Annotated in this window: 18 protein-coding genes; 6 read left to right on the top strand and 12 right to left on the bottom strand. The window is 71.5% G+C overall.

What is annotated here, in order from left to right; translation table 11 throughout:
* Nucleotides 1-15 precede the first annotated feature (15 nt).
* Complete coding sequence (locus tag JEQ17_RS37030; RefSeq protein ID WP_200399324.1) at nucleotides 16-1,764, bottom strand: S8 family peptidase; 1,749 nt, start codon at nucleotides 1,762-1,764, stop codon at nucleotides 16-18.
* A gap of 383 nt (nucleotides 1,765-2,147) precedes the next feature.
* On the opposite strand from JEQ17_RS37030, the gene JEQ17_RS37035 reads away from it, so the two are divergent.
* A complete protein-coding gene (locus tag JEQ17_RS37035) occupies nucleotides 2,148-3,134 on the top strand; it encodes an SMP-30/gluconolactonase/LRE family protein (RefSeq protein WP_200399325.1) in 987 nt (328 codons plus the stop codon).
* Nucleotides 3,135-3,206: 72 nt separating this feature from the next.
* Here the strand turns inward: JEQ17_RS37035 and JEQ17_RS37040 are convergent, their stop codons facing one another.
* The 8 genes from JEQ17_RS37040 to JEQ17_RS37075 form a co-directional block, all read right to left on the bottom strand.
* Nucleotides 3,207-4,397, bottom strand: coding sequence for a PAC2 family protein (locus JEQ17_RS37040; RefSeq protein ID WP_200399326.1), 1,191 nt, complete (start codon nucleotides 4,395-4,397; stop codon nucleotides 3,207-3,209).
* Between the two features lie 273 nt (nucleotides 4,398-4,670).
* The gene (locus JEQ17_RS37045) at nucleotides 4,671-5,342 is read right to left on the bottom strand and encodes a FadR/GntR family transcriptional regulator (protein ID WP_143635689.1); all 672 of its coding nucleotides are present in this window, start codon (nucleotides 5,340-5,342) and stop codon (nucleotides 4,671-4,673) included.
* A 97-nt stretch (nucleotides 5,343-5,439) separates the two neighbouring features.
* Nucleotides 5,440-6,774: an amidohydrolase gene (locus JEQ17_RS37050; protein WP_234048503.1), complete on the bottom strand. Its 1,335-nt coding sequence runs from the start codon at nucleotides 6,772-6,774 to the stop codon at nucleotides 5,440-5,442.
* A complete protein-coding gene (locus JEQ17_RS37055) occupies nucleotides 6,771-7,523 on the bottom strand; it encodes a nucleoside phosphorylase (RefSeq protein ID WP_200399327.1) in 753 nt (250 codons plus the stop codon). Before JEQ17_RS37055 ends, JEQ17_RS37050 begins: the two co-directional genes overlap by 4 nt.
* Entirely contained in the window at nucleotides 7,520-8,389 is an 870-nt protein-coding gene (locus JEQ17_RS37060) for an ABC transporter permease (protein ID WP_200399328.1), read from the bottom strand. The genes JEQ17_RS37055 and JEQ17_RS37060 overlap by 4 nt, the downstream gene beginning before the upstream one ends.
* Nucleotides 8,389-9,459: an ABC transporter permease gene (locus tag JEQ17_RS37065; protein WP_200399329.1), complete on the bottom strand. Its 1,071-nt coding sequence runs from the start codon at nucleotides 9,457-9,459 to the stop codon at nucleotides 8,389-8,391. Before JEQ17_RS37065 ends, JEQ17_RS37060 begins: the two co-directional genes overlap by 1 nt.
* A gap of 1 nt (nucleotide 9,460) precedes the next feature.
* Nucleotides 9,461-11,128, bottom strand: coding sequence for an ABC transporter ATP-binding protein (locus tag JEQ17_RS37070; RefSeq protein WP_200399330.1), 1,668 nt, complete (start codon nucleotides 11,126-11,128; stop codon nucleotides 9,461-9,463).
* Nucleotides 11,109-12,164: a BMP family ABC transporter substrate-binding protein gene (locus JEQ17_RS37075; RefSeq protein ID WP_200399331.1), complete on the bottom strand. Its 1,056-nt coding sequence runs from the start codon at nucleotides 12,162-12,164 to the stop codon at nucleotides 11,109-11,111. The genes JEQ17_RS37070 and JEQ17_RS37075 overlap by 20 nt, the downstream gene beginning before the upstream one ends.
* A 350-nt stretch (nucleotides 12,165-12,514) precedes the next feature.
* On the opposite strand from JEQ17_RS37075, the gene mtnA reads away from it, so the two are divergent.
* A complete protein-coding gene (gene mtnA / locus JEQ17_RS37080; protein ID WP_200399332.1) occupies nucleotides 12,515-13,546 on the top strand; it encodes an S-methyl-5-thioribose-1-phosphate isomerase in 1,032 nt (343 codons plus the stop codon).
* 168 nt (nucleotides 13,547-13,714) lie between these two features.
* Here the strand turns inward: mtnA and mtnB are convergent, their stop codons facing one another.
* Genes mtnB through JEQ17_RS37095 form a run of 3 tightly spaced genes read right to left on the bottom strand, consistent with a single transcriptional unit; the run spans nucleotide 13,715 to nucleotide 15,641 of the window.
* Nucleotides 13,715-14,323, bottom strand: coding sequence for a methylthioribulose 1-phosphate dehydratase (mtnB, locus tag JEQ17_RS37085; RefSeq protein WP_200399333.1), 609 nt, complete (start codon nucleotides 14,321-14,323; stop codon nucleotides 13,715-13,717).
* On the bottom strand, nucleotides 14,320-15,045 hold the full coding sequence (gene mtnC, locus JEQ17_RS37090; protein WP_200399334.1) for an acireductone synthase: 726 nt from the start codon (nucleotides 15,043-15,045) through the stop codon (nucleotides 14,320-14,322). The genes mtnB and mtnC overlap by 4 nt, the downstream gene beginning before the upstream one ends.
* Nucleotides 15,042-15,641 carry a 1,2-dihydroxy-3-keto-5-methylthiopentene dioxygenase gene (locus JEQ17_RS37095; protein WP_200399335.1) on the bottom strand — a complete coding sequence of 200 codons (600 nt, stop codon included), beginning with the start codon at nucleotides 15,639-15,641 and terminating at the stop codon, nucleotides 15,042-15,044. The genes mtnC and JEQ17_RS37095 overlap by 4 nt, the downstream gene beginning before the upstream one ends.
* 565 nt (nucleotides 15,642-16,206) lie before the next feature.
* Between JEQ17_RS37095 and JEQ17_RS37100 the strand changes: the two genes are divergently transcribed.
* From JEQ17_RS37100 to mtnK, 4 genes are all read left to right on the top strand, one after another.
* Complete coding sequence (locus tag JEQ17_RS37100; protein ID WP_200399336.1) at nucleotides 16,207-17,304, top strand: substrate-binding domain-containing protein; 1,098 nt, start codon at nucleotides 16,207-16,209, stop codon at nucleotides 17,302-17,304.
* Nucleotides 17,305-17,419: 115 nt separating this feature from the next.
* Nucleotides 17,420-18,904 (top strand): sugar ABC transporter ATP-binding protein, encoded by a 1,485-nt coding sequence (locus JEQ17_RS37105; RefSeq protein WP_234048818.1) that lies wholly within the window; start codon nucleotides 17,420-17,422, stop codon nucleotides 18,902-18,904.
* A gap of 160 nt (nucleotides 18,905-19,064) precedes the next feature.
* A complete protein-coding gene (locus JEQ17_RS37110; protein WP_200399337.1) occupies nucleotides 19,065-20,111 on the top strand; it encodes an ABC transporter permease in 1,047 nt (348 codons plus the stop codon).
* A gap of 11 nt (nucleotides 20,112-20,122) precedes the next feature.
* The gene (gene mtnK, locus JEQ17_RS37115; protein WP_200399338.1) at nucleotides 20,123-21,286 is read left to right on the top strand and encodes an S-methyl-5-thioribose kinase; all 1,164 of its coding nucleotides are present in this window, start codon (nucleotides 20,123-20,125) and stop codon (nucleotides 21,284-21,286) included.
* Nucleotides 21,287-21,345 lie beyond the last annotated feature (59 nt).

A 21,345-nucleotide genomic window follows, 5' to 3' on the forward strand; every position in this document is an offset into this window, starting at 1 on the left:
AAACGGCGGGTCGCGTCAGCCCGTGACGACCAGGCCGACGATCTCGTCGTCCGAGAACCAGACACGTACGTCGGGCCGTCCGCCCGCGAAGGCGGAGTGCACCGCCTGGCGGATCTCGGCGGACGGGTTGTTCAGGCTCCGCCAGCCGCCGGCCACGAACAGCCGGAGCCTGGGCGGGAGTTCACGGGGATACGGCAGCAGCTCGTCCCAGTACCGCTCGGCCTGGCCCGAGCCGACCGCCTCCGGCAGCAGATGGGCGACCGCCGCCTTGATGTCGGGCCGGTTGCCGATCCGCTGCGACGCGGGCCGGCCCGGCGCGTCCTGCTGCGGGGAGCCCGTGGCCCGCAGCAGCCCGCGCGCCCGCTCCGGGTCCATCGGTTCCTGGCCGACCGCCCTGAGCATGCCCTGCAGCGCGGCCAGGGCGCCCACCACCACCGGAGAGGCGGAGGAGGTCCCGGAGAACGTGTCGGTGAACCAGGCGATCTCCTCGGCGCCGCCCTGCAGATCACCGGGCTTGTCCCAGAAGCCGCCGGTCGTGGTGACCTCGCGGCCCCAGCCCTGTGCGTCCACCCGCGCCCCGTAGTTGGAGAACGCGAGACGCGAGCGGTCCGGGCCGTGGTCGCGGCCGTGGGTGCCGGGCGGCGGCGCGCCCGCGCCGACCACGATCGCGCCGGAGGACTGGTTGGACGGGTTGAACGGATTGCGCCACCACTCGGGGAACTCGTCGGGCCGACGCTCGTACACCGCGTCGTCCAGGGACTCCCCGCCGTTGCCCGCGGCCTCCACCACCAGGACGCCCTTGGCGGTCGCGTACCGGATGGCCGCGAAGTCGTCCGGCCACCATTCCAGGGCGATGTAGCCGCGCTGGTCGTCGCGCACCGCGAAGTCCAACCGCGGTCCCGGGCTGTGCAGTTCGATCAGGATGATGTCCCCGGCGCCGAGCCGGTCGGCCGCCGCGTGGATCGCGGCCGCGGAGCCGATGCCGTGGAACGACGCGGCGGCGGTCACCGTGTCCGGCACGATGCCGGTGATCCCGTACTCGTTGCGGTCGCCGCCGATCACACCGATGACGGCGGTGCCGTGGTTGCGCCAGGCCAGGTCCTGGATCGGGGTGCCGACCACGACACCCGCGAGTTTCGCGGCCAGGTCCTCGTGGCCGAGCTGCCAGGCGCCCTCCACGTCGATCACGGTGACGCCCTGGCCGGAACCGCCGGGCCGCTGCCAGGCCCAGTACGCGTCCACGCCCTCGGGCGCCGGGCGCAGATAGCCCTGGCGGCTGGTGAAGTCGGGGGTGACGGGGGCGCCTTCCTTGCGCCGCCGGCTCTCGTCGGTGCTGTGTCCCACGGATCCCAGCGAGGCCGGTACGGCACCCGGCTTCACGTACGCCGTGGCGATCTCGGGCAGTGCCGCGATCCGCGAACGCAGCTCCTGGGCCCGGCTCTCGACGCCGCGCACCCGGTAGAAGAGCCCGAGATCGGGCAGTGTCTCGGCGCCCGGGGCCGAGGGCTGGGCCGCCGACTGCAGGCGTTCCTCGTTGCCGAACAGCGGTTGGAGGGCGAGCTGTTCGTCGCTGAGGAACATGTTCAGTGCCGACACGTCGGCGCCGGCCGCCGAACGTACCCCTTCGGCCTCGGCGCGCAGCCGGGCCTCGGGCCGTGCGACGACGATCAGTTCCTGCTCGGCTCCTCGGTAGGTGAATCCGGCTCCGTCGGGCCCTGGCCCGGACGCTCCCGGGCCCTGCGCGGGCTGTGCCTGGTCGGTCATCGCGTGCCGCTCCCTTCGGTCCGTGCGGGTGCAGGTGCGGGTGCAGGTGCAGTGCAGGTGCTGGAGTTGTCGAGCGTTGTGACCTCGGTTCGGGTCCTAGGGGCGTGAGCTCTGGGCGTGTGCTGGGCGTGCGCTCGATTCGTTCCTCGGGCCGTTTCCTCCGGGGCACACCTTGCTCCTCCCGGACCGACTCGTCCACCCCCGAGTTCGCCAACTGCGTTTGAAAACAAGTTGAATTGGGTACCGTGCGCAATCCGTCCTGAAAGAGATGTCACGCCACAATCCGGCCAAAGACAGCGGAGGCGGTTGTCATGTGATGGGGTGACAGCGTCTGTTGACCGTCGGGCCGGCCCCGCGTCGGCCCTCTCGCGGAAGGACGCACAGTGACACTCGCAGACCGTTCCTTCGCACGTCGAAGACTCCTCACCACGGCCGCCGCCCTGGGAGGAGCGGCACTCCTGGGCGGCACGGCGCACGCGGCCGAAACGCCGGGGCAGGGACCGCAGAAGGGATCGAAGGATCCGCAGAAGCACTGGCCGGACCGGTTCCCGCTGCCGAACGGCTTCCAGCCGGAGGGCATAGCCATCGGCTCCGCTCCGTTCGCGTACTTCGGGTCGCTGGCCAACGGCGACATCTACCGCGCGAGCCTCGCCACCGGGCGCGGCTCCGTCATCAGCAAGGGCCCCGGCGCCGGACACCCCAGCGTGGGACTGAAGATCGACCGGCACGGCCGCCTGTTCGTCAGCGGCGGCTCCGGCGGCGATCTGCGTACCGTCGACGTCCGTACGGGAAAGATCGAGAAGACGTACGCCGTCGGGGGCACGTTCGTGAACGACGTGATCCTCACGCCGGGCGCCGCGTGGTTCACCGACTCCTTCGCGCCCCGGCTCTACCGGCTCGCGCTCGACCGGCATGGCAAGCCCGGCGCCGTCAGCACCGTACCGCTAGGGGGTGACTGGCAGCAGGGTGCGGACTTCACCGCCAACGGGATCGAGCGCACACCGGACGGCAGCGCGCTGTTGGTGGTGAACGCCTTCGCCGACGGCGGCACACTGATGCGGGTCGACCCGCGCACCGGAGCCGCCACCGCGGTCGACCTCGGCGCAGCCAGGATCCCCAACGGCGATGGGCTGTTGCTCCTGGGGCGGACTCTCTACGTCGTCCAGCAACAGCAGAACGCGATCGATGTGTTCCGGCTGAACTCCGCCGGTACCAAGGGCACGGTGATCACCCGGATCACCGACCCCCGCTTCCGGATCCCGACGACGGCCGCGGCGTGGGGCGACCGTCTCTATCTGCCGAACGCGCGCTTCGACGTCGAGCCGACGCCCGACACGGAGTACGACGCGGTGGCCGTGCGCCAGGTCTGACGCGCGAGGGGCGGCGCGCCCGACGCGCGCCGCCCCTTCGCCCGGTCGTTCCTCCCGGGCAGTCTCGCTCGGTCAGTCCTCCGAGGAATCCGACGAACCGGAGTCCGAGGAGCCGGAGGACTCGGAGGGTTCGGAGCCCGAGGATCCGGCGTCCGAAGAGTCCGAAGCCTCCGAGGGACCGGATGTCCCCGTCGTGCCGGACGAACCCGTTGCGCCCGCCGCCCCCGACGCGTCGCCGTCCGAGGAGTCGGAAGGGTCGGCGGTGTCGGAGGTGCCGTCATCGACGGCCCCGTCCGTGGCGTCCGTGCCCTCCGGCCGCTGCGGCTTCGGTGGCCGGACACGGCCGCCCGGGCCGTCCCTGAGATACGAGGCGGGATCGCCGCTCTCCGTGGCGTGGCCGCCGGGCGGCGAACCCGGACCGCCCCCGTCCCGTCTGCGCAGATACCGCTCGAACTCGCGGGCGATCGCCTCGCCCGACGCCTCCGGCAGCTCGGCGGTGTCCCGGGCCTCCTCCAGCGTCTGTACGTACTCCGCGACCTCACTGTCCTCGGCGGCCAGCTGGTCCACGCCCAGCTGCCAGGCCCGCGCGTCCTCGGGCAGTTCGCCCAGCGGGATCCGCATGTCGATGAGGTCCTCGAGGCGGTTGAGGAGGGCCAGCGTCGCCTTCGGGTTCGGCGGCTGGGACACGTAGTGCGGTACGGCCGCCCACAGTGACACGGCCGGTACGCCCGCGTGCGTGCACGCCTCCTGGAGGATGCCGACGATGCCCGTGGGGCCCTCGTACTTGGTCTCCTCCAGGTCCATCGTGCGGGCCAGGTCCGCGTCGGACGTGACACCGCTGACCGGGACCGGACGGGTGTGCGGGGTGTCGCCCAGCAGGGCGCCCAGGATGACGACCAGCTCGACGCCCAGTTCATGGGCGAAGCCGAGCAGTTCGTTGCAGAACGAGCGCCAGCGCATCGACGGCTCGATTCCCCTCACCAGCACCAGGTCCCGCGGCTTGTCACCGCCGACCCGGACCACCGACAACCTTGTCGTCGGCCAGGTGATCTTGCGGACACCGCCGTCCAGCCACACGGTCGGGCGGTTCACCTGGAAGTCGTAGTAGTCCTCGGCGTCGAGCGCCGCGAACACCTCGCCCTTCCACTCCCTGTCCAGATGCGCGACCGCGGTGGAGGCGGCGTCGCCGGCGTCGTTCCAGCCCTCGAACGCGGCCACCATGACCGGGTCGACCAGCTCGGGAACCCCCTCGAGCTCGATCACCCAGCGCCTCCTTCCGACGTGCCCTCGCGTACGCCCCAACCTTACGGCTTGCGTGGGGAGCGCCCGCAGCCCCCTTGCATGGGGGAGTGACCGCATCACTGCCCCGTTCGTCACTTCCGAACACCCCGCAGTCGTCCGAGCTGTCCCCGGCCAACTTCCACCGCGGGCCCGGACGTTGTTTCGAGGTGGCGCCATACGTCGGACGATCGCCAGAGGTCGGATGTCCCAACCGTTCCTGGGCAGAGTGATCATCCGAACGCCGCGCCGGGCCGGTCACAGCGTCGAGCGCAGCCACTGCTCCACGCTCGCGATGTGCACGGTCGCCCAGGAGCGGGCGGCCTCCGCGTCGCGGTCGCGGAGCGCGCTGAGGATCGCGCGGTGCTCATGGAGCGTGCGGCTGACCGCGTCCTCCTGGGTCAGGCCGCGCCAGATACGGGCGCGGGTCGTGGGACCGGACAGGCCGTCGAGGAGGGAGCAGAGCACCGAGTTGCCGGAGGACTGGACGATGCCCCGGTGGAACTCCAGGTCGCAGGCGACGAGCTCCTCCACCGAGGGCGCGGCGCCCAGCGCGTTCAACTGGGCGCTGAGCGCGTCCAGCTGCTGCTCGCTGATCCGCAGAGCCGCCATCGCCGTCGCGGCCGGCTCCAGGATGCGGCGTACCGCGAGGAACTCCAGGACCGTGTCGTCGCGGTGGAAGTCCACGACGAAACTCAGCGCCTCCAGAAGGAGCTGCGGGTCCAGGCTCGTGACGTATGTGCCGTCGCCCTGCCGTACGTCCAGGATGCGGATGAGGGACAGCGCCCGCACCGCCTCGCGCAGGGAGTTGCGGGACAGGCCCAGATCGGCGGCGAGCTCGCTCTCCTTGGGGAGACGGTCGCCGGGGCGCAGTGCGCCGGAGACGATCATTCCCTTGATCTTCTCGATCGCCTCATCGGTGACTGCCATGGCGGGCCTCCCTGTCGATCAGATATGTCGCTCAGACATCCGATGTCTTATTATGCGGCTTCCGTCGCCCCGAAGAGCCCGTCCGTGGCGATCACGATCACACAAGGTCGGACGGTGACACGAGGGCCCCCAGGTCCGCAAGCGCGGCGGCCTCGTCGAGCGTCGTGAGCGTACGGCCGCGCATCAGGATCCGCCCGTCGACGACCGTGTCCCGTACGTCCGAGGCCCGCGCCGAGTACGCAAGGGTCGACCACGGATCGTGGCGGGGCGCCAGATGCGGACCGCCCAGGTCCAGGACGATCAGGTCGGCCCGCTTGCCCGCCTCCAGCGAGCCCAGGTGGGCGTCGAGACCCAGCGCGCGGGCGCCCTCGACGGTGGCCATCCGCACGGCCTGCTCGGCGCCGACGGCGGTCGGGTCCCCGGCCGCCTTGTGCACCAGGGCGGCCGTGCCCAGCGCCCGCAGGACGTCCAGCGTGTTGGAGCTGACCGCGCCGTCCGTGCCGAGACCGACGGTCACGCCCGCGTCCAGCAGCTGTGGCACCGGGGCGATGCCGCAGCCCAGCTTGAGGTTGGACACCGGGCAGTGGGCGACCGAGGTGCCGGTCCGGGCGAGCGCCGCGATCTCGGGGCCGGTCAGGTCCACGGCGTGCGCCAGCAGCAGATCGGGGCCGAGCAGCCCGAGCGAGTCGAGCAGTTCCACCGGGCGTTTGCCGTAGCGCTCCTCGACGGTCGCGACCTCGGCGGCGTTCTCCGCGGCGTGGATGTGCAGCAGCGCGCCGAACTCCCTTGCCAGCGCGGCGATTTCGGTCAGCTGGGCGGGGGAGAGGGTGTAGGCGGAGTGCGCGAAGAGCACGGGACGCGTGCCGGGCCGCGGGGCGCGGCCGGCCAGGTCCCGGCGCGCCCACTCCAGCCGGTCCCCGTACGCCATGCCGTCGGGCGGGGTCGGTACGTCCATGAAGGTCGGCCCCGTGTGCAGCCGCCAGCCCGCCTCGCGCGCGACCTGCTCGGCAGCCTCGTGGAACCAGTACATGTCGAGCGCCGAGGTCACCCCGGCCCGTACGCTCTCGGCGATCGCGATCCGGATCGCCGCCGCGACGTTCTCCGCCGACAGCAGTTCGCTCTCCCAGCGGATCACCCGCTCCAGGAAGCCCTGCAGCGTCACGTCGTCGGCGCGGCCGCGCAGCAGCGTCATCGCCAGATGGGTGTGCGCGTTGACCAGGCCGGGCAGCACCAGGCAGCCGGTCGCGTCGACGTCGTCGGCGGCCGTGTAGCGCGCCCGCAGTTCGGCGGCCGGTCCGACCGCGAGGATCTCGCCGTCGCGGACGGCCACGGCTCCGGCGGGTACGACCGTGCCGGCCGCGTCGACGGTGAGGATGTCGCCGCCGTGGACCAACAGGTCGGCGGGGGCGGTCCGTTGGGCGGGAATGCTCACAGCGCTTCCCCTTCCGCGAGCAGGCGCAGGGCTTCGAGGGAGACCACACTGCCGCGCTCCACACCCGCGGCGACGACCTCGCGGTGCGGGTTGTAGCCACCCGTGGCCTTCTCGTCGACGAGTTCGTCGGCGTTCGCGCCGTCGATCACGAGGACACCGCCCGCGGTCAGCCCGCGCAGCGAGGCCGTGACGAGCAGTGCCGACAGCTCCATCTCGATGGCGGCGAGCCCCGCCCCGTCGTACGAGGGCAGGGGTATCAGCCCCGGCTGGAAGGCGGCCCGCGTCCAGACGAAGCCCCGGTGGTGCGGGGCGCCCTGCTCGCGCGCCGCGCGCTGGAGCGCGAGCACCGCCTCGGGCGCGGCCACCGCCGGATACTCGGGCGGCAGCAGCTGCTGGGTCACCCCGTCGTCGCGTACGGCCGCCTCCGCTATCACCAGATCGCCGTCCCGGATCCCGGGCCGCATCGCACCCGCCGTGCCGAACCGCAGGATCGTGCGCACCCCGGCGTCGGCCAGCTCCTGGAAGAGCAGGATCGCGCCGGGCCCGCCGACGCCGTGCGAGGCGACGACGACCGGCAGCCCCTTCCAACTCCCGCTGAACACACGGTATTCGCGGTGGTACGACACCTCCTCCGCGCCGTCCAGCAGCGCGGCGACGGCCGCGGCACGCGCCGGGTCGCCGACCACGACGGCGTGCGGGGGCAGCCCGGTCCGCGGTATCCGGGTGATGGGCAGCAGATCCTGCGTCATGAAACGACTCCAGTCGTACGGCCGGTGCGGCGGCGGCGCTGCGCCGTGCTGAGGAAGAGGGCGCCGAGCGTGACGACGTACGGCGCGGCGTCGGTCGCCTGCTGGGGCAGGCCGAGGCCCTGCAGCCGGAAGCCCGCGGCCTCGGCGACACCGAAGAGCAGGGCGGCGAGCAGGACACCGAACGGCAGGGCACGCCCGAGCATGACCGCGACGACGGCGATCCAGCCGCGGCCCGCCGTCATGTTCTCGGAGAACAACGTGACGTTCCCCAGGGCCAGTTGGGCCCCGGCGAGCCCGCACAGGACACCGGAGACGAGCACGGCCGCGTACTTGTACCTGACCGGGCTCACCCCCAGTGTGGCCGCGGCCTCCGGTGCCTCACCGACCCCGCGCAGCCGCAGCCCCCACACATGCCGGGACAGCATCAGGGCGGCCACCACGACCGCGGCCCACGCCAGATACGCGAGCGGCGAGAAGCCACCGACCAACGGGAGCCCGGCGAGTGACGGATCGTCAAAGGTGCCCTGCACACCGAAGATCGTACGCAGCAGGAAGCTGGTCAGTCCCACCGCGAGGAGGTTCATCGCGACGCCGAGCACCACCGCGTCGCCGCGCAGGGTGACCGTGCCGACGGCCAGGATCAGCGAGTACGCGGCGGCGGCGAGCGCTGCCGCCAGGACGCCGAGCCATGGGCTGCCGGTGAACCAGCTGGTGGCCACGGCCGTGAAGCAGCCCATCAGCATCATGCCTTCGAGGCCGATGTTGAAGACGCCCGCCCGCTCGCACACGGCGCCGCCGAGCGCGGCGAGCAGGATGGGGGTCAGCGCGCGCAGCGCCGACATGAGGAGATCGGAGTCGAAGAACATCAGGCGAACTCCCCCTGGGCGATGGGCTCCTGGGCCGTCTTCCGTCGTCTGCGCGGGAAGCTCAGGCGCGCCGCGAGGAACACGATGACGATGGCCTGCAACACCTGAGTCAGCTCGCGCGGGACCTCCGTGGTGCGCTCCATGGAGAGCCCGCCGACCTGCAGCACGGCGAAGAAGAACGACGCCAGCACGGTGCCCAGCGGGGCCGCCGCCGCGAGCAGCGCCGCGGTAAGACCCGTCCAGGTGTAGCCGGGCGCCGTCAGCGAACCGTCGAGGAAGCGGTACGGGAAGCTCAGTACGCCGATCGCGCCGACCAGTCCGGCGAGCGCGCCGGAAGTGGCCATCAACCGGAGGGTGAGCCCCTTGCGTTCCACGCCCGCGTACGCGGCGAAGCGGGGATTGAGGCCGGTCATGCGGATCTCGTACCCGATGGCCGTGCGCCGGTCGGCGAACCAGTAGGCGGCCGCCGCGAGCACGACGAGAACCAGCCCGAACGTCACGGTCGACGTACCGAAGGCGGGCAGCGCCACGCCGTCGGGGAGCCGCCGCGTCTGGGGCAGGCTGGATCCGGGCTCCTTGAGCGGATACCGCACCAGATAGGAGGCGAACGAGGTCGCCGGATAGCTGAGCAACAGGCTGCTCACCAGCAGCGGCACCCCGAACCGGTTCTCGCAGAGCGCGGCCAGCGCGGCGTACGCGGCACCCGCCGTGATCCCGGCGAGGAGCGCGAGCACGACGGTGAGCGGCGCGGGCAGCGGCGAGTACAGCCCGGTGACGGCGGCCGCGATGCCGCCGAGCACCATCTGGCCGTCCCCGCCGAGGTTGATGAGCCCGGCGCGCAGCGGAATCGCCAGCGCGAGCGCCATCCCCAGCACACTGGTCCCGGTGCTGAGCGTCGCTCCGATCCCGTCGGCCCCGAGCGAGCCGGTGACGACGGCCCCGTACGCGGCGAACGGATCGGCGCCCGTGCCGACCAGGAACAGCGCGCCGATGACGAGCCCGGCGAGCACGGAGAAGGTGACGGGGGAGCGGAGCGCCCCCGCGATGCGGTCCGTCGATGGGCGGGCCATGTCAGTCTCCGTCCGGCGCGGGGGTGTTGGGCGCGGCGGCCGTCGGGGCCGGTGTCGCGACGGCGGCTGCTGTGGCTGCTGTTGCGGATACGGGCTCGGCCGTGCCGCCCGCCATCGCCAGGCCTAGCGTCGCCTCGTCCGCGTCCGACTTGGTGTACGAAGCCGTCACCCGGCCCTCGTACATCACCAGGACCCGGTCGGCGAGGCCGCGGATCTCGCTGAGTTCGGCGGAGACGAGGAGGACGGCGTGGCCCGCGTCGCGGTAGGCGACGAGCTCGTCGTGGATGGCCTGGATCGCGCCGATGTCCACTCCCCGGGTGGGCTGTTCGACCAGCAACAGCGGTGCCCCGTGGGCGAGTTCGCGGCCGATCAGGAGCTTCTGGAGGTTGCCGCCGGACAGTGCGGAGGCCGGTACGTCGGGTGTGGACGCCTTGATGCCGAAGCGTTCGACGAGTGCGCGCGCGTGGGCACGTACCGCCGAGGGCGGCAGCAGTCCGTGCCGTGAGGAGAGTGTGGTGCGGTGGTGGCCCATCGCGAGGTTGTCCGCGACGGTCGCCGCGGGCGCGGTGCCGACCGCGTGGCGGTCCTCCGGCACGTACGCGAGGCCCTTCGAGCGCCGCTCGGTCGCCGAGGCGTGCGTGATGTCCTCGCCCCGAAGACCGACCCGCCCGGCCGTGACCGGCCGCAGTCCGGCGAGCGCCTCGACGAGTTCGCTCTGGCCGTTGCCCGCGACCCCTGCGATACCGACGATCTCCCCGGCACGGACGGCCAGTTGGACCTCCCGCACACCCGCTGTGCTCAGCCCCTCGACGTCCAGCACGACCTCACCGGGGCTGCCCTCGGGGTGGACCCGGTCCAGGTCGACCGCGCGGCCGGTCATCGCGGTCGCGATCTCGGCGGCGGTCGTGTCGGCGGTGCGCAGCCGCGCGACCACCCTGCCGTCCCGCAGGACCGTGACGTTGTCGCTGCCTTCGAGCACCTCACGCAGTTTGTGCGTGACAAGGATCACCGTGCGGCCCTGCGCGGTCAGCGACCGTAGGACCGCGAACAGGGCGTCGGCCTCGGCGGGCGTGAGCACGGCCGTCGGCTCGTCGAGGATGAGCGTACGGGCGCCGCGGTGCAGCAGTTTCAGGATCTCGACGCGCTGCCGCAGTCCGACCGGCAGGTCGCCGACCCTGGCGTCCGGATCGACGGCGAGGCCGTGCTCCTCGGCGAGTTCACGCACCCGGCGCCGCGCCGCCGCCCGGTCCAGCAGGCCGAAACGGCGCGGCTCGGCCCGGTAGACGACGTTCTCGGCGACCGTCAGCGAGTCGAACAGCTTGAAGCTCTGGTGGACCATGCCGAGCCCGGCGGCCATCGCGGCGCCCGGGCTCCCGAAGGACACCTCGTGCCCCTCGATCCGTATCGACCCCGCGTCAGGCCGCTCCATCCCGTACAGGACGGACATCAGCGTGGACTTGCCCGCGCCGTTCTCGCCCATCAGGGCGTGGATCTCGCCGCGCCGGACGGTCAGGTCGACCGAGTCGTTGGCGAGGGTGCCGGGGAAGCGCTTGGTGATGCCGCGCAGCTCGACGACCGCGGGTGCGCCAACTGCGGGAGCGTCGGCCGCGAGCGCGTCACCGGAGGTGTCGACGCCCGCGGCCGGTCCGTCACTTGGTCGCCGGGTCATCGACCGTCAGCTCTCCGGACACGATCCGGTCGCGCAGTGCCTCGACCTTCTTCAGTACGTCCTCGTGCTCGGCGATCACGCACTTGGAGGACTCCACGCCGTCCTCCAGGCCCGTGAGGCTGATGCCGCCCTCCTTGAGGCCGTACGAGACGGTCTTGCCGCCCTTGCCGGCGAGGACCTGCTCGACGCCCTCCCGCACGGCGACGTCCGTCTTCTTGATCACGTTGTCGACGACCGTGCCGGGCGCGGCCGTGCACTGGTTGACGTCCACGCCGTACGCGTACGCGCCCTTCGCCTTGGCCGCTTCGAAGACCCCGTAGTTGCTGGCCGCGGCCGCCGCCATGATCTGGTCGGCGCCCTTGGCGAGCAGCGAGTTCGCCTGCTCCTTGGCGCGCGCCGAGTCGTCGAACGGCGACTGGCCGCCGACGAACCGGGTGCTCGCGGACGTCTTCGCGGAGACCTTCTTCGCGCCGGCCGCGAACGGGTCGCTGTAGCGCCGGAACTGCGGGGTGTCGAGGACGTCGACCGCGCCGACCTTGCCGCTCTTGCTCAGCAGTCCGGCCTCGGCACCCGCCAGATAGACGCCCTCGTGCTCACGGAAGACGGCGCAGCTGACGTTCTCGAACGTCTTCGTCGTGCACGCGTCGATCACCAGGAACTGCTGCTTGGGGTGGGCCTCGGCCTGCTGCGCGACCACGTCGGCGAACTCGAAGCCGACCAGCACGATGACGTCCGGCGCGGCGTCGACCGCCGCCTGCACGTTCTGCTGCTGCGAGGCGGTGTCGGAGGACTGGTAGACCTTCTGCGTCCCGTCGTGCGCCTTGGCCGCGGCCTTCACTCCGTCGACCGCCAGCTTGAGGAACTCGTTCTGCCCGACCGGGTCCGGCGTCACCAGGGTGAAGGTCTTGCCGCCGCTCTTGGCAGTCGTGGAATCGTCGTTCTTCGCGGCCGCGTTGCAGCCGGTGGCCGCGGTGGCGAGAAGCACCGTGCCGGTCGCGACGGCGGCGAGATGGAGCGAACGGGGTCTACGAGGCATGGGAGTGCCCTTCCGGGAAGGTGCGTGCGGCGGCGCGCGCTCAGGCGGGAAACGCTGAGAGGTGAAGGCTCGGAGCAGAGGGTGGAGCGAGGGGGGGGAGAACACGGCGGACGCCCGGTGGGGGACAGGCGTCGCGGCTGTCAGCGCCGACAGCAGTCGCTGGCGCACCGGCCGTAGTCGAGGAAGCGGCGCATCGTCAGCAGCACACGTCCTCCTTCGCGTAGGCCTTCCGGCTGCGGGTGCTGGACTGTAACACCGGTTTCCGGACACCTGCTCGACTGTCTCGAACTGTGGTTCTCCGAGGTCATGTACGGTGTCGCGCATCTTCGGAACATCAGGAGTGTCCCGCTATGCCCCAGGAACTGCGCGCTGTCGACTGGACCGGAAACAGCCTCGCGCTCATAGACCAGACCGTCCTCCCGCACCGGACCGAGACCCGCCGGATCCGCGATGTGGACGACCTGGTGGACGCGATCCGGCGGCTCGTGGTGCGCGGGGCGCCCGCGATCGGTGCCGCCGGGGCGTACGGGGTCGCGCTCGCGATGCTCCAGGGGCAGCGCGAGGGGTGGTCGCGGGAGGAAGTACTCGCGGCCGTCGCGCGGATCCGTGCCGCGCGGCCCACCGCGGTCAACCTCATGGTGTGCGTCGACCGGGTGCTGACGCGGTTCGACGACGGGCTCGACGCGGTGCTCGCCGAGGCGGCGGAGGTGCAGCGTGAGGATGTCGCGGCCAACCGGGCCATGGGCGCGTTCGGGGCGGACTGGCTGCTCAAGAGGGTCGGCGCGGACCGGCCGTTGCGGGTGCTGACCCACTGCAACACCGGGGCGTTGGCCACGGCGGGGTGGGGCACCGCGCTCGGGGTCATCCGCGAACTGCACGCCCGGGGGCGGCTTGAGGTCGTGTACGCCGATGAGACGCGGCCTCTGCTGCAGGGATCGCGGTTGACCGCCTGGGAGTTGGTGCAGGAGGGGATTCCGCACTTCGTCCAGGCGGACGGGGCTGCCCCGGGCACGATTCTGCGGGGTTCGGTCGACGCGGCGATCGTTGGCGCCGATCGGATCGCCGCCAATGGGGATACGGCCAACAAGGTGGGCACGGTGGGGGTCGCACTGGCGTGCGCCGACGTGGGGGTGCCGTTTCTGGTGGCTGCGCCTACTACGACGGTCGATCTTTCCACGGCCACGGGTGCTGACATTCACATTGAACTGCGGGGTGAGGACGAGGTGTTGGAGTGGGCCGGGGTTCGGACTGCTCCTGCCGGGTCCCGCGGGCACAACCCGGCTTTCGATGTCACCCCGGGACGGTTGGTGACGGGGCTGGTGACTGAGCGGGGTGTGTTGGAGGTGTCTGCGGGGGAGTTGCCGGGGGATCAGTTGAAGTAGGCGCGGTAGGGACGGTTTGTTGGCCGCGGGTGTGTGGGGGCCGGTCGCGCAGTTCCCCGCGCCCCTGAAAGACAAAAGCGCTGGGGCACAGCCCCGCTGCTTTCAGGGGCGCGGGGAACTGCGCGCTCAGCCCTCACACACCCGCAGGCGACGAACGGGCGAACTCCCTCAGTGACCCGAAAGCTCCAGTTCAAGCAGCCACTCCACAACCTCCGTGTGGTGGCGCGCCTGCCGAGGCGTGTCGCCCCACACATAGAGACCGTGGCCCGCCACGACCACCGCGGGCATGCGTGGGTCGCGGGCCGCCTCCAGGCGGTCGCCGAGGACCAACATGTCCTGGCTGTTGGTGATGACGGGGAGGGTGACCTCGACGTCGTGGGCGGGCTGGCCGATGCCCTTGAGCATCTCCAAATCCTTGAAGAGGATGCCGCCCGGCAGACGGCGGCCCATCGCCACGGACGCCACCGTGTGGACGTGCACCACGGCACCGGCGCCGGTCAACGCGGCCACACGCGCGTGCAGTTCGGCCTCGGCGGACGGCTTGCCGCCGTTCACCGCGGCACCCCGACCGTCGACCAGCACGACGTCCGAGGGCGTCAGTTCGCCCTTGTCGTGGCCGCTGGCGGTGACCGCGAGCCGCAGGGGATCGCGGGAGACCACCACGGAAAGGTTTCCGGAGGTGCCCCGCATCCAGCCGAAGGAGGCGAAGCGGGCGGACTCGGCGGCGAGGACGGCCCCCGCCTCCTCCAGGTCGAGTGTGCTGATGTCGGTGCTCACGTGATGCTCCCGGAAGTGCTGATGGTGATCTCGTCGAACGTCCCCGCCTGCGCGTGGTCGCCGACGCCCTGCTCGTAGTACGGCTCCCCGGGCCGCCGGATCCCGACCGCGTGCCAGCCGGCCGCACGGGCCGCGTCCAGCTCGCCCGGCCGGTCGGAGAGGAAGAGGAGCCGGTCGGCCTCCACACCGGTCGACCCGGCGATACGGCGGTAGGAGTCCGGTTCCTGCTTGGGCCCCGCGTTCTCGGTGTCGTACAGGCCCGAGACGAGCGGCAGCAGATCGCCGTCCGGGCTGCTCGTGAACCACGCGCGCTGCGCGGCCACGGACCCGGACGAGTACACGTACAGCCGTACGCCGTCGCCGTGCCAGCGGCGCAGCACCGGCAGCACGTCGTCGTAGAAGTGGGAGACCAGGTCGCCGCGGGCGAACCCCTCGGACCAGATGAGGCCCTGAAGGGTCTTCAGCGGGGTGGCCTTCACGTCCTCGTCGAGCCACTCGTGCAGCGCCTTCTCCACGCGTACGGCGTCGGCGTCGGGCTCGCCGAGCAGGTCCCGTACCTGGGAGACCGCCCGTACGACGTCGGGATCGGTGCTCCGCTCCGAGAGCACCGCTCCGAAACGGGAGCGCGAGTACGGGTACAGCACGTCGACGACGAACCCCGTGGCGCTCGTGGTGCCCTCGATGTCGAGCACCACGGCGTCCACGTCGAACCGGAGGCTCACGCCGCGGCCCGGTCCCGCTCGTACCCCGCCGCGATGGTGTCGTAGTCGGGGAAGCGCCCGGCGATGGTGGAACCGGTGAACGAGCCGATCCAGCCGTCCTCCTCGTGGAAGAACCGGATGGCGGTGAAGCCCGGCGTCGTCCCCATGTCGAACCAGTGCGTCGTCCCGCGCGGCACGCCCAGCAGGTCGCCCTTCTCGCAGAACACGGCGTGCACCTCGCCGTTCACGTGCAGATAGAAGATCCCGGAGCCCGAGACGAAGAACCGCACCTCGTCATCGTCGTCGTGGGTGTGCTCCTGGAGGAACTTCTCCCGCGCGGCCTTCGCCTTCACGGGGTACTCCGGGTCGTCGCTCGGGTGCAGACCGAGGACGTCGACGGTGGTGAAGCCCTCTTCGGCGTTGAGCCGCTTGATCTCCGGCCCGTACGCGGCGAAGACGGTGTCGCTGTCGGCGTCAGCCGGGACGTCCTCACGGACGGGCCACTGCTCGTAGCGCACGCCGAGCGGCGCGAGCGCGGCGGCGATCTCGGCGGGGTCGGAGGTACGACGCACGGTGGTCTCGGGACCGGACTCCGGCCACGTCGTCAACAGGGTCATGGGAGCAACTCCAGTGAGTGAAAGGGGAGTCCGGATACCGAGACGGGCATCGGGACCGGGTGTCGAGCCGGGGGAGAGAGGCGGCGCCCACGGGGCGCGGAAGGCGGGAGAAGCTGCGGTCAGCCGCGACACGCCGCGCCGGTACAGCGTCGTGTCGCTGTCGCGCATGGTGTCGTCATCGGAAGCCTCGCTGTCCCGGGTCGTTCGCTGATGGTAACTCCAGGCCGGTGATCGGCCGAGTGTGACGAAGTCGTTGTCTCAACCCCTGAGAAACCGCTTCCCCTGCTTTGACGGCTGGCTGAAATCGTTCTCATGATCTGCGTATGAAGACGCTGCTGCTCGTTCGGCGGCTGTACGTGGACTTGCTCCGGTCGACCACAGCCCGCTGTCGCTGACCTGACCCGGAGTGCCCTCCGCGCCCGCGCCCACCGCGAGTTCCCCAGGAACCGGTGAGGCGTACCCCCGCGCGACCATGGCCTGATTCATGCCCCGGCGCTCCGGGCTCCGCACGCCCTCCTCACCCCTCTCCTTCCTGCCCCTTCCTGCGCCATCCCTGGAGCCCCTCATGTCCCGTGCCCGTCTGCCCCTGGCCGCGCTCTCGCTGGCCTCCGCCTCCGCGCTCCTCCTCGCGGGCTGCTCGCAGTCCTCGGACGCCTCCGAGACCGCGGGCGACAAGGCGGCCCCGGCCGCCGCGGCCACCGGCACGAAGCCCGCGCCCTTCAGCAAGGGCAAGGTGAAGGTCGCCCTGGTCCGGCAGAGCGGCGCCGGCGACTACTTCGAGCAGTGGGGCAACGGCGCGAAGGCGCAGGCGAAGGCCCTTGGCATCGACCTGACCGTGTACGACGCCCAGGCGGACAACGCCAAGCAGGCCACCGACCTGTCCTCGGCCATCAACTCCGGCGCGCAGGCGATCATCGTCGACCACGGCTTCCCGGCCACGATCCAGCCGGAGATCGACAAGGCCGTGAAGAAGGGCATCAAGGTCGTCGTCTACGACATCGAGACGACGAACAAGTCGGTGATCAGCACCAAGCAGGACGACGCCAGCATGGCCCAGGCCGTCCTCGACGTGATGGGCGACGAACTCGGCAAGGACGCGAAGGTCGGCTACGTCAACGTCGCCGGGTACGCCGCCCTCGACAAGCGCGACAGCGTCTGGAAGAAGACGGCCGACGCCAACGGCTGGAAGCAGGAGTTCAAGGTCGGCAAGGTGACCGACTCCACGGCCACCGACAACGTGCCCCTGGTCAGCGCCGCGCTCACCCAGCACTCGGACGTGGCCGGCGTCTTCGCCCCGTACGACGAACTCGCCAAGGGCACCGTCCTCGCCGTCCAGAACAAGAAGCTCCAGGACAAGGTGAAGGTCTTCGGCGCGGACGTCTCCAACGCCGACATCCAGAACATGACCGCGAAGGGCAGCCCGTGGGTCGCCACGGCGGGCACGGACCCGTCCGCGGTCGGCGCCGCCGTCGTCCGTACGACGGCCCTGGAGCTGGCCGGGCAGCTGAACAAGTCCTCGGTGGAGTTCCCGGCCGTCGCCATCACCCAGGACTTCCTGAAGAGCAAGGGCATCGAGAACATGGACCAGCTGCGGACGGCCCTGCCCGCGCTCAACCTCTCCAAGGTCAGCACCGCGGACTGGATCCCGAATGTCGCCCACTGAGCCGGCTGCCGCGGCGGGTCAGCCCGAACCTGCTCCCGCGGCGGATCTGCCCGAACCTGCTCCCGCGGTGAGTCCGCCCGAACCGGCTCCCGCGGTAGGTCTGCGGGACGTCAGCATGGCCTTCGGCGGGAAGACGGTGCTCGCCTCCGTCGACCTGGACATCGCCGCGGGCAGTGTCGTCGCGCTGCTCGGTGCGAACGGCGCCGGCAAGTCCACGCTGATCAAGATCCTGTCCGGGGTGCACACTGACCACGGCGGGGAGGTCCGGGTGAACGGCTCGCCCGCCGCGCTCCAGTCGCCCCTCGCCGCCCGCCAGTTGGGCATCCAAACGGTCCACCAGCGCATCGGCGAGGGCATCGTGCCCGGCCTCACCGTCGCCGAGAACCTCGTGTTCGAGGAACTGGCCCAGGCGCGCGGCAACCCCTTCCTGAACGGGCGCCGCCTCCTCGCCAGGGCCCGCGAGATCCAGTCGGCGCTCGACCTCGGCTGGAGCGACGCCGTGCTCAGGCGCGATGTCACCGAACTCGGCATCTCCGACCGGCAGTTGCTGATCCTGGCGCGCGCCCTGGCGACCCGCCCCCGGCTGCTGGTGCTCGACGAACCGACCTCGGCACTCTCCGCCGCCGAGGCCAAGCGCCTGTTCGCGCTCGTCGAGCGGATGCGGGACGACGGCATAGCCGTCCTGTACGTCTCCCACCGGCTCGGCGAGATCGACGCGCTCGCCGACCGGCTGGTCGTCCTGCGGGACGGCCTTCTCACCGAGGACCAGGCCAGGCCCTTCGACTGGGACAGCGCCCTGCGCGCGATGCTCGCCCAGGCTCAGGAGGCCACGGCCGCACGGCCGCAACGGGCAGGAGACCAGGGCGAGATCGCGCTCTCCCTGCGAGGAGTGCCGCTGTTCGACGGCCGTCCCCCGCAGGACCTCGACATCCGGGCGGGCGAAGTCACCGGCGTCGTGGGCCTGTTGGGCGCGGGCAAGACCGAGCTCGCCCGTGGCCTCTTCGGCGCCGAGCCGTTCCCGGCCGGCGCCCTCGAACTGGACGGGGGGCCCTACGCGCCGCGCCGCCCCGCCGACGCCATCCGCAGCGGCGTCCACCTGGTGCCCGAGGACCGGCACGCGGACGCCCTCGTCCCCGGCTGGTCGCTGGCCCGGAACATCTCACTGCCGTTCCTCAAGTCCCTCGCCCCCTTGTCCGCGGCCGGGCTGGTGAACCGCTCCAAGGAGGACGCTCTCGGCCGCGCCACCATCGAACGGCTGGGCGTGGTCGCCCGCGACGAGCACAGCACCGTCGAGGAACTGTCCGGCGGCAACCAGCAGAAGGTCGTCGTCGGCCGCTGGCTCGCCGAGAGCCCCCGCGTCCTCATCCTGGACGAGCCGTTCCGGGGCGTGGACATCGGCGCCCGTCGCGACATCGGCCGCCGGGCCCGCGCCCTGGCCGCCGAAGGTGCCGCGGTCCTCGTCCTGTCCGCCGACGTGGACGAGGTCCTGGAGGTCGCCGACCGGGTCCTCGTCCTCACCGCGGGCGAGATCCGCCTCGACGCGTACGGCGACGACGCGGAGCGCGACCGCGTGATCCAGTCCATCTCGGCGTCCGTCTGATGAGGGGCGCTCCGCGGGGCGGGCGGTTCTTCGGCCGCGGGCCGGTCGGGGCTGGTCGCGCCCCGCTGCGAAACCGCAGTCCGGCACCGCCCCGTGTCCCTTCCGGGGCGCCCGCCCATCTCACGCCGGCCACACCGCACACCTCACCAGGAAGCACGCCATGACCACCACCCGGAGCACCGAGGTGCCGACCAAGGCGGCGGTCCCACCCGCGACCTCCACCGGCCCGCGCGTCCAGAGCGCCGTCATCAAGTACGGCTTCATCTTCGTCACCGTCACGCTCTTCACGTACTTCGCGCTGAGCGAGCCGTCCTTCCGCGACTCGGCGACCCTCCTCGACACCCTTCGGTACGTGTCGGTCGCCGCGATCCTCGGCCTCGGTGTCACCCTCACCATGGCCGTCGGCGGAATGGACATGTCCGTCGGCGCGGTGGCCGGGCTCGGCGTGACGGTCGCCGCCAAGACGATGGTCACGTACAACCAGGTCGGCGTGGTCGCGATCCTCGCCGTCATCGCGGCGGGCGCTCTCGCGGGCCTTCTCAACGCCCTGCTGATCGTCGTCCTGAAGATCCCCGACATGCTGGCCACGCTCGGCACCATGTTCGTCATCCAGGGCACCAAACTCATCCTGGTCGACGGCCAGTCCATCACCCCGGGCATGACCCAGTCCGACGGCAGCACCGCGCCCGGCAAGTTCACGGAGGGCTTTCTGCGCATCGACCGCGGCACGGTCCTCGGTGTGCCCGTGTCGGTGCTGATCTTCGGCGCGCTCACCGTCGTCGCCTGGGTGTTCCTCGCCCGCACCCGCTGGGGCCGCGTCCTCTACGCCATCGGCGCCAACCCCGAGGCCTCCAGACTGGCCGGCATCCGCGTCGGCGCGTACCGGGCCCTGGCGTACGTCCTGTCCGGCGTCCTCGCGTCGATCGGCGGGCTGATCCTGGCGTCCCGCATCGGCCAGGGCGACGTCTCGGCCGGTACGTCCCAGCTCCTTGAGGCGGTCGCGGTGGCACTGGTCGGCACCTCCGTCCTCGGCCGCGGCCGCCCGAACGTGTGGGGCACCGCCCTGGGCGCCGTCCTGATCGGCATCATCACCACCGGTCTGACCATCAAGGGCCTGCCCTACTACACCCAGGACGTCGTCGAGGGCGCGGTCCTCATCCTCGCCCTGGTCTTCAGCTTCACCCTGTCCAAGCGCCGCACCGCATAAGGGAGTTCACGATGGGCTACCGCATTCTGGAGACCGAGGACGTGCCCGCGTACCTGCGCGAGCGCGGCCACTGGGACGACACGGGCGACATCCGCGTCCGCGAGGTCTCCGACGGCAACATGAACCGTGTGTTCCTCGCCTCGAACGGTGACGGCACCCGCGGCCTCGCCGTCAAGCAGGCCCTGCCCTGGGTGCGGGTCGCGGGCCCCTCCTGGCCGATGAGCCCGGAACGCGCCGACGCCGAGGCCCGCGCCTACGAGCAGGTCGCCAGGGTCGCCCCGGACAAGATCCCGACGGTCCACGGCTACGACGCCGAAAACTACGCCCTCGTCATGGAGGACATGTCCGACCTCCAGGTGCTGCGCACGGTCCTCAACGAGGGCGGCTCCTACGGCCCGGACACCTCTCGCCGCATCGGTGAGTTCGTCGCCCAACTCACCTTCGCCACCAGCGACTTCGGCATGCCGTCGGCCGAACGCAAGGCCCTGATCGCGGCGTCCGTCAGCCCCGAGCTCTGCAGGATCACCGAGGACGTCGTCCTCTCCGAGCCGTACGTCGAGCACGAGCACAACCACTGGCACCCCGGACTCGACGACCTGGCCGCCGAGTTCCGCGCCGACACCCGCCTGCGCACCGAGGTCGCCGACCTCCGCCACACCTTCATGACCTCCGCCCAGGCACTGCTCCACGGCGACCTGCACACGGGCAGCGTCATGGTCGGCGAACGCGAAAGCGCCCTCGTCGTACGGGTCTTCGACCCCGAGTTCTCCTTCGTCGGCCCGATCGGCTACGACCTCGGCCTGTACTGGGCGAACGTCCTCGTCGCCCAGGCACGGGCGCAGGCCCTCGGCACGGTCACCGACCACGCGGCCCAACTCCGGCTCACCTGGGAGGGGTTCGAGACGGAGTTCCGCCGCCTGTGGCCGGCCCGCGTCGACTCCTTCTTCGACGACGCGTATCTCGACCGCTTCCTGGGCCGGGTCCGGAGCGACTCGGTGGGCTTCGCCGGCACCGAGATCGTCCGCCGCGTCATCGGCTTCGCCCACCTCACCGACCTGACGACCCTGCCGGACCCCGTGCCGGCCTCACGCCGTGCGCTGCTGCTCGGGCGTGAACTCATCGTGCGCAGGGCCGAGTTGACCGGCACCGAGGACATCGAGGCGCTGGCCCGCTGACCGGCGGGGCCGGGCCGGGACGGACACGCCGAAGGGCGGCTCCCCCCGTGGGAGCCGCC

Source organism: Streptomyces liliifuscus, from assembly GCF_016598615.1.
In the GTDB taxonomy this organism is placed as follows: Bacteria; Actinomycetota; Actinomycetes; order Streptomycetales; family Streptomycetaceae; genus Streptomyces; species Streptomyces liliifuscus.

Bases quoted from the DNA above. Each gene is read 5' to 3' on its own strand.
- JEQ17_RS37070 (WP_200399330.1), bottom strand. From the start codon at position 11,128: ATGACCCGGCGACCAAGTGACGGACCGGCCGCGGGCGTCGACACCTCC.
- JEQ17_RS37100 (WP_200399336.1), top strand. From the start codon at position 16,207: ATGTCCCGTGCCCGTCTGCCCCTGGCCGCGCTCTCGCTGGCCTCCGCC.
- JEQ17_RS37105 (WP_234048818.1), top strand. From the start codon at position 17,420: ATGGCCTTCGGCGGGAAGACGGTGCTCGCCTCCGTCGACCTGGACATC.
- JEQ17_RS37060 (WP_200399328.1), bottom strand. From the start codon at position 8,389: ATGTTCTTCGACTCCGATCTCCTCATGTCGGCGCTGCGCGCGCTGACC.
- mtnA (WP_200399332.1), top strand. From the start codon at position 12,515: ATGCCCCAGGAACTGCGCGCTGTCGACTGGACCGGAAACAGCCTCGCG.
- JEQ17_RS37055 (WP_200399327.1), bottom strand. From the start codon at position 7,523: ATGACGCAGGATCTGCTGCCCATCACCCGGATACCGCGGACCGGGCTG.
- JEQ17_RS37030 (WP_200399324.1), bottom strand. From the start codon at position 1,764: ATGACCGACCAGGCACAGCCCGCGCAGGGCCCGGGAGCGTCCGGGCCA.
- JEQ17_RS37065 (WP_200399329.1), bottom strand. From the start codon at position 9,459: ATGGCCCGCCCATCGACGGACCGCATCGCGGGGGCGCTCCGCTCCCCC.
- JEQ17_RS37045 (WP_143635689.1), bottom strand. From the start codon at position 5,342: ATGGCAGTCACCGATGAGGCGATCGAGAAGATCAAGGGAATGATCGTC.
- JEQ17_RS37095 (WP_200399335.1), bottom strand. From the start codon at position 15,641: ATGACCCTGTTGACGACGTGGCCGGAGTCCGGTCCCGAGACCACCGTG.
- JEQ17_RS37110 (WP_200399337.1), top strand. From the start codon at position 19,065: ATGACCACCACCCGGAGCACCGAGGTGCCGACCAAGGCGGCGGTCCCA.
- mtnK (WP_200399338.1), top strand. From the start codon at position 20,123: ATGGGCTACCGCATTCTGGAGACCGAGGACGTGCCCGCGTACCTGCGC.
- JEQ17_RS37075 (WP_200399331.1), bottom strand. From the start codon at position 12,164: ATGCCTCGTAGACCCCGTTCGCTCCATCTCGCCGCCGTCGCGACCGGC.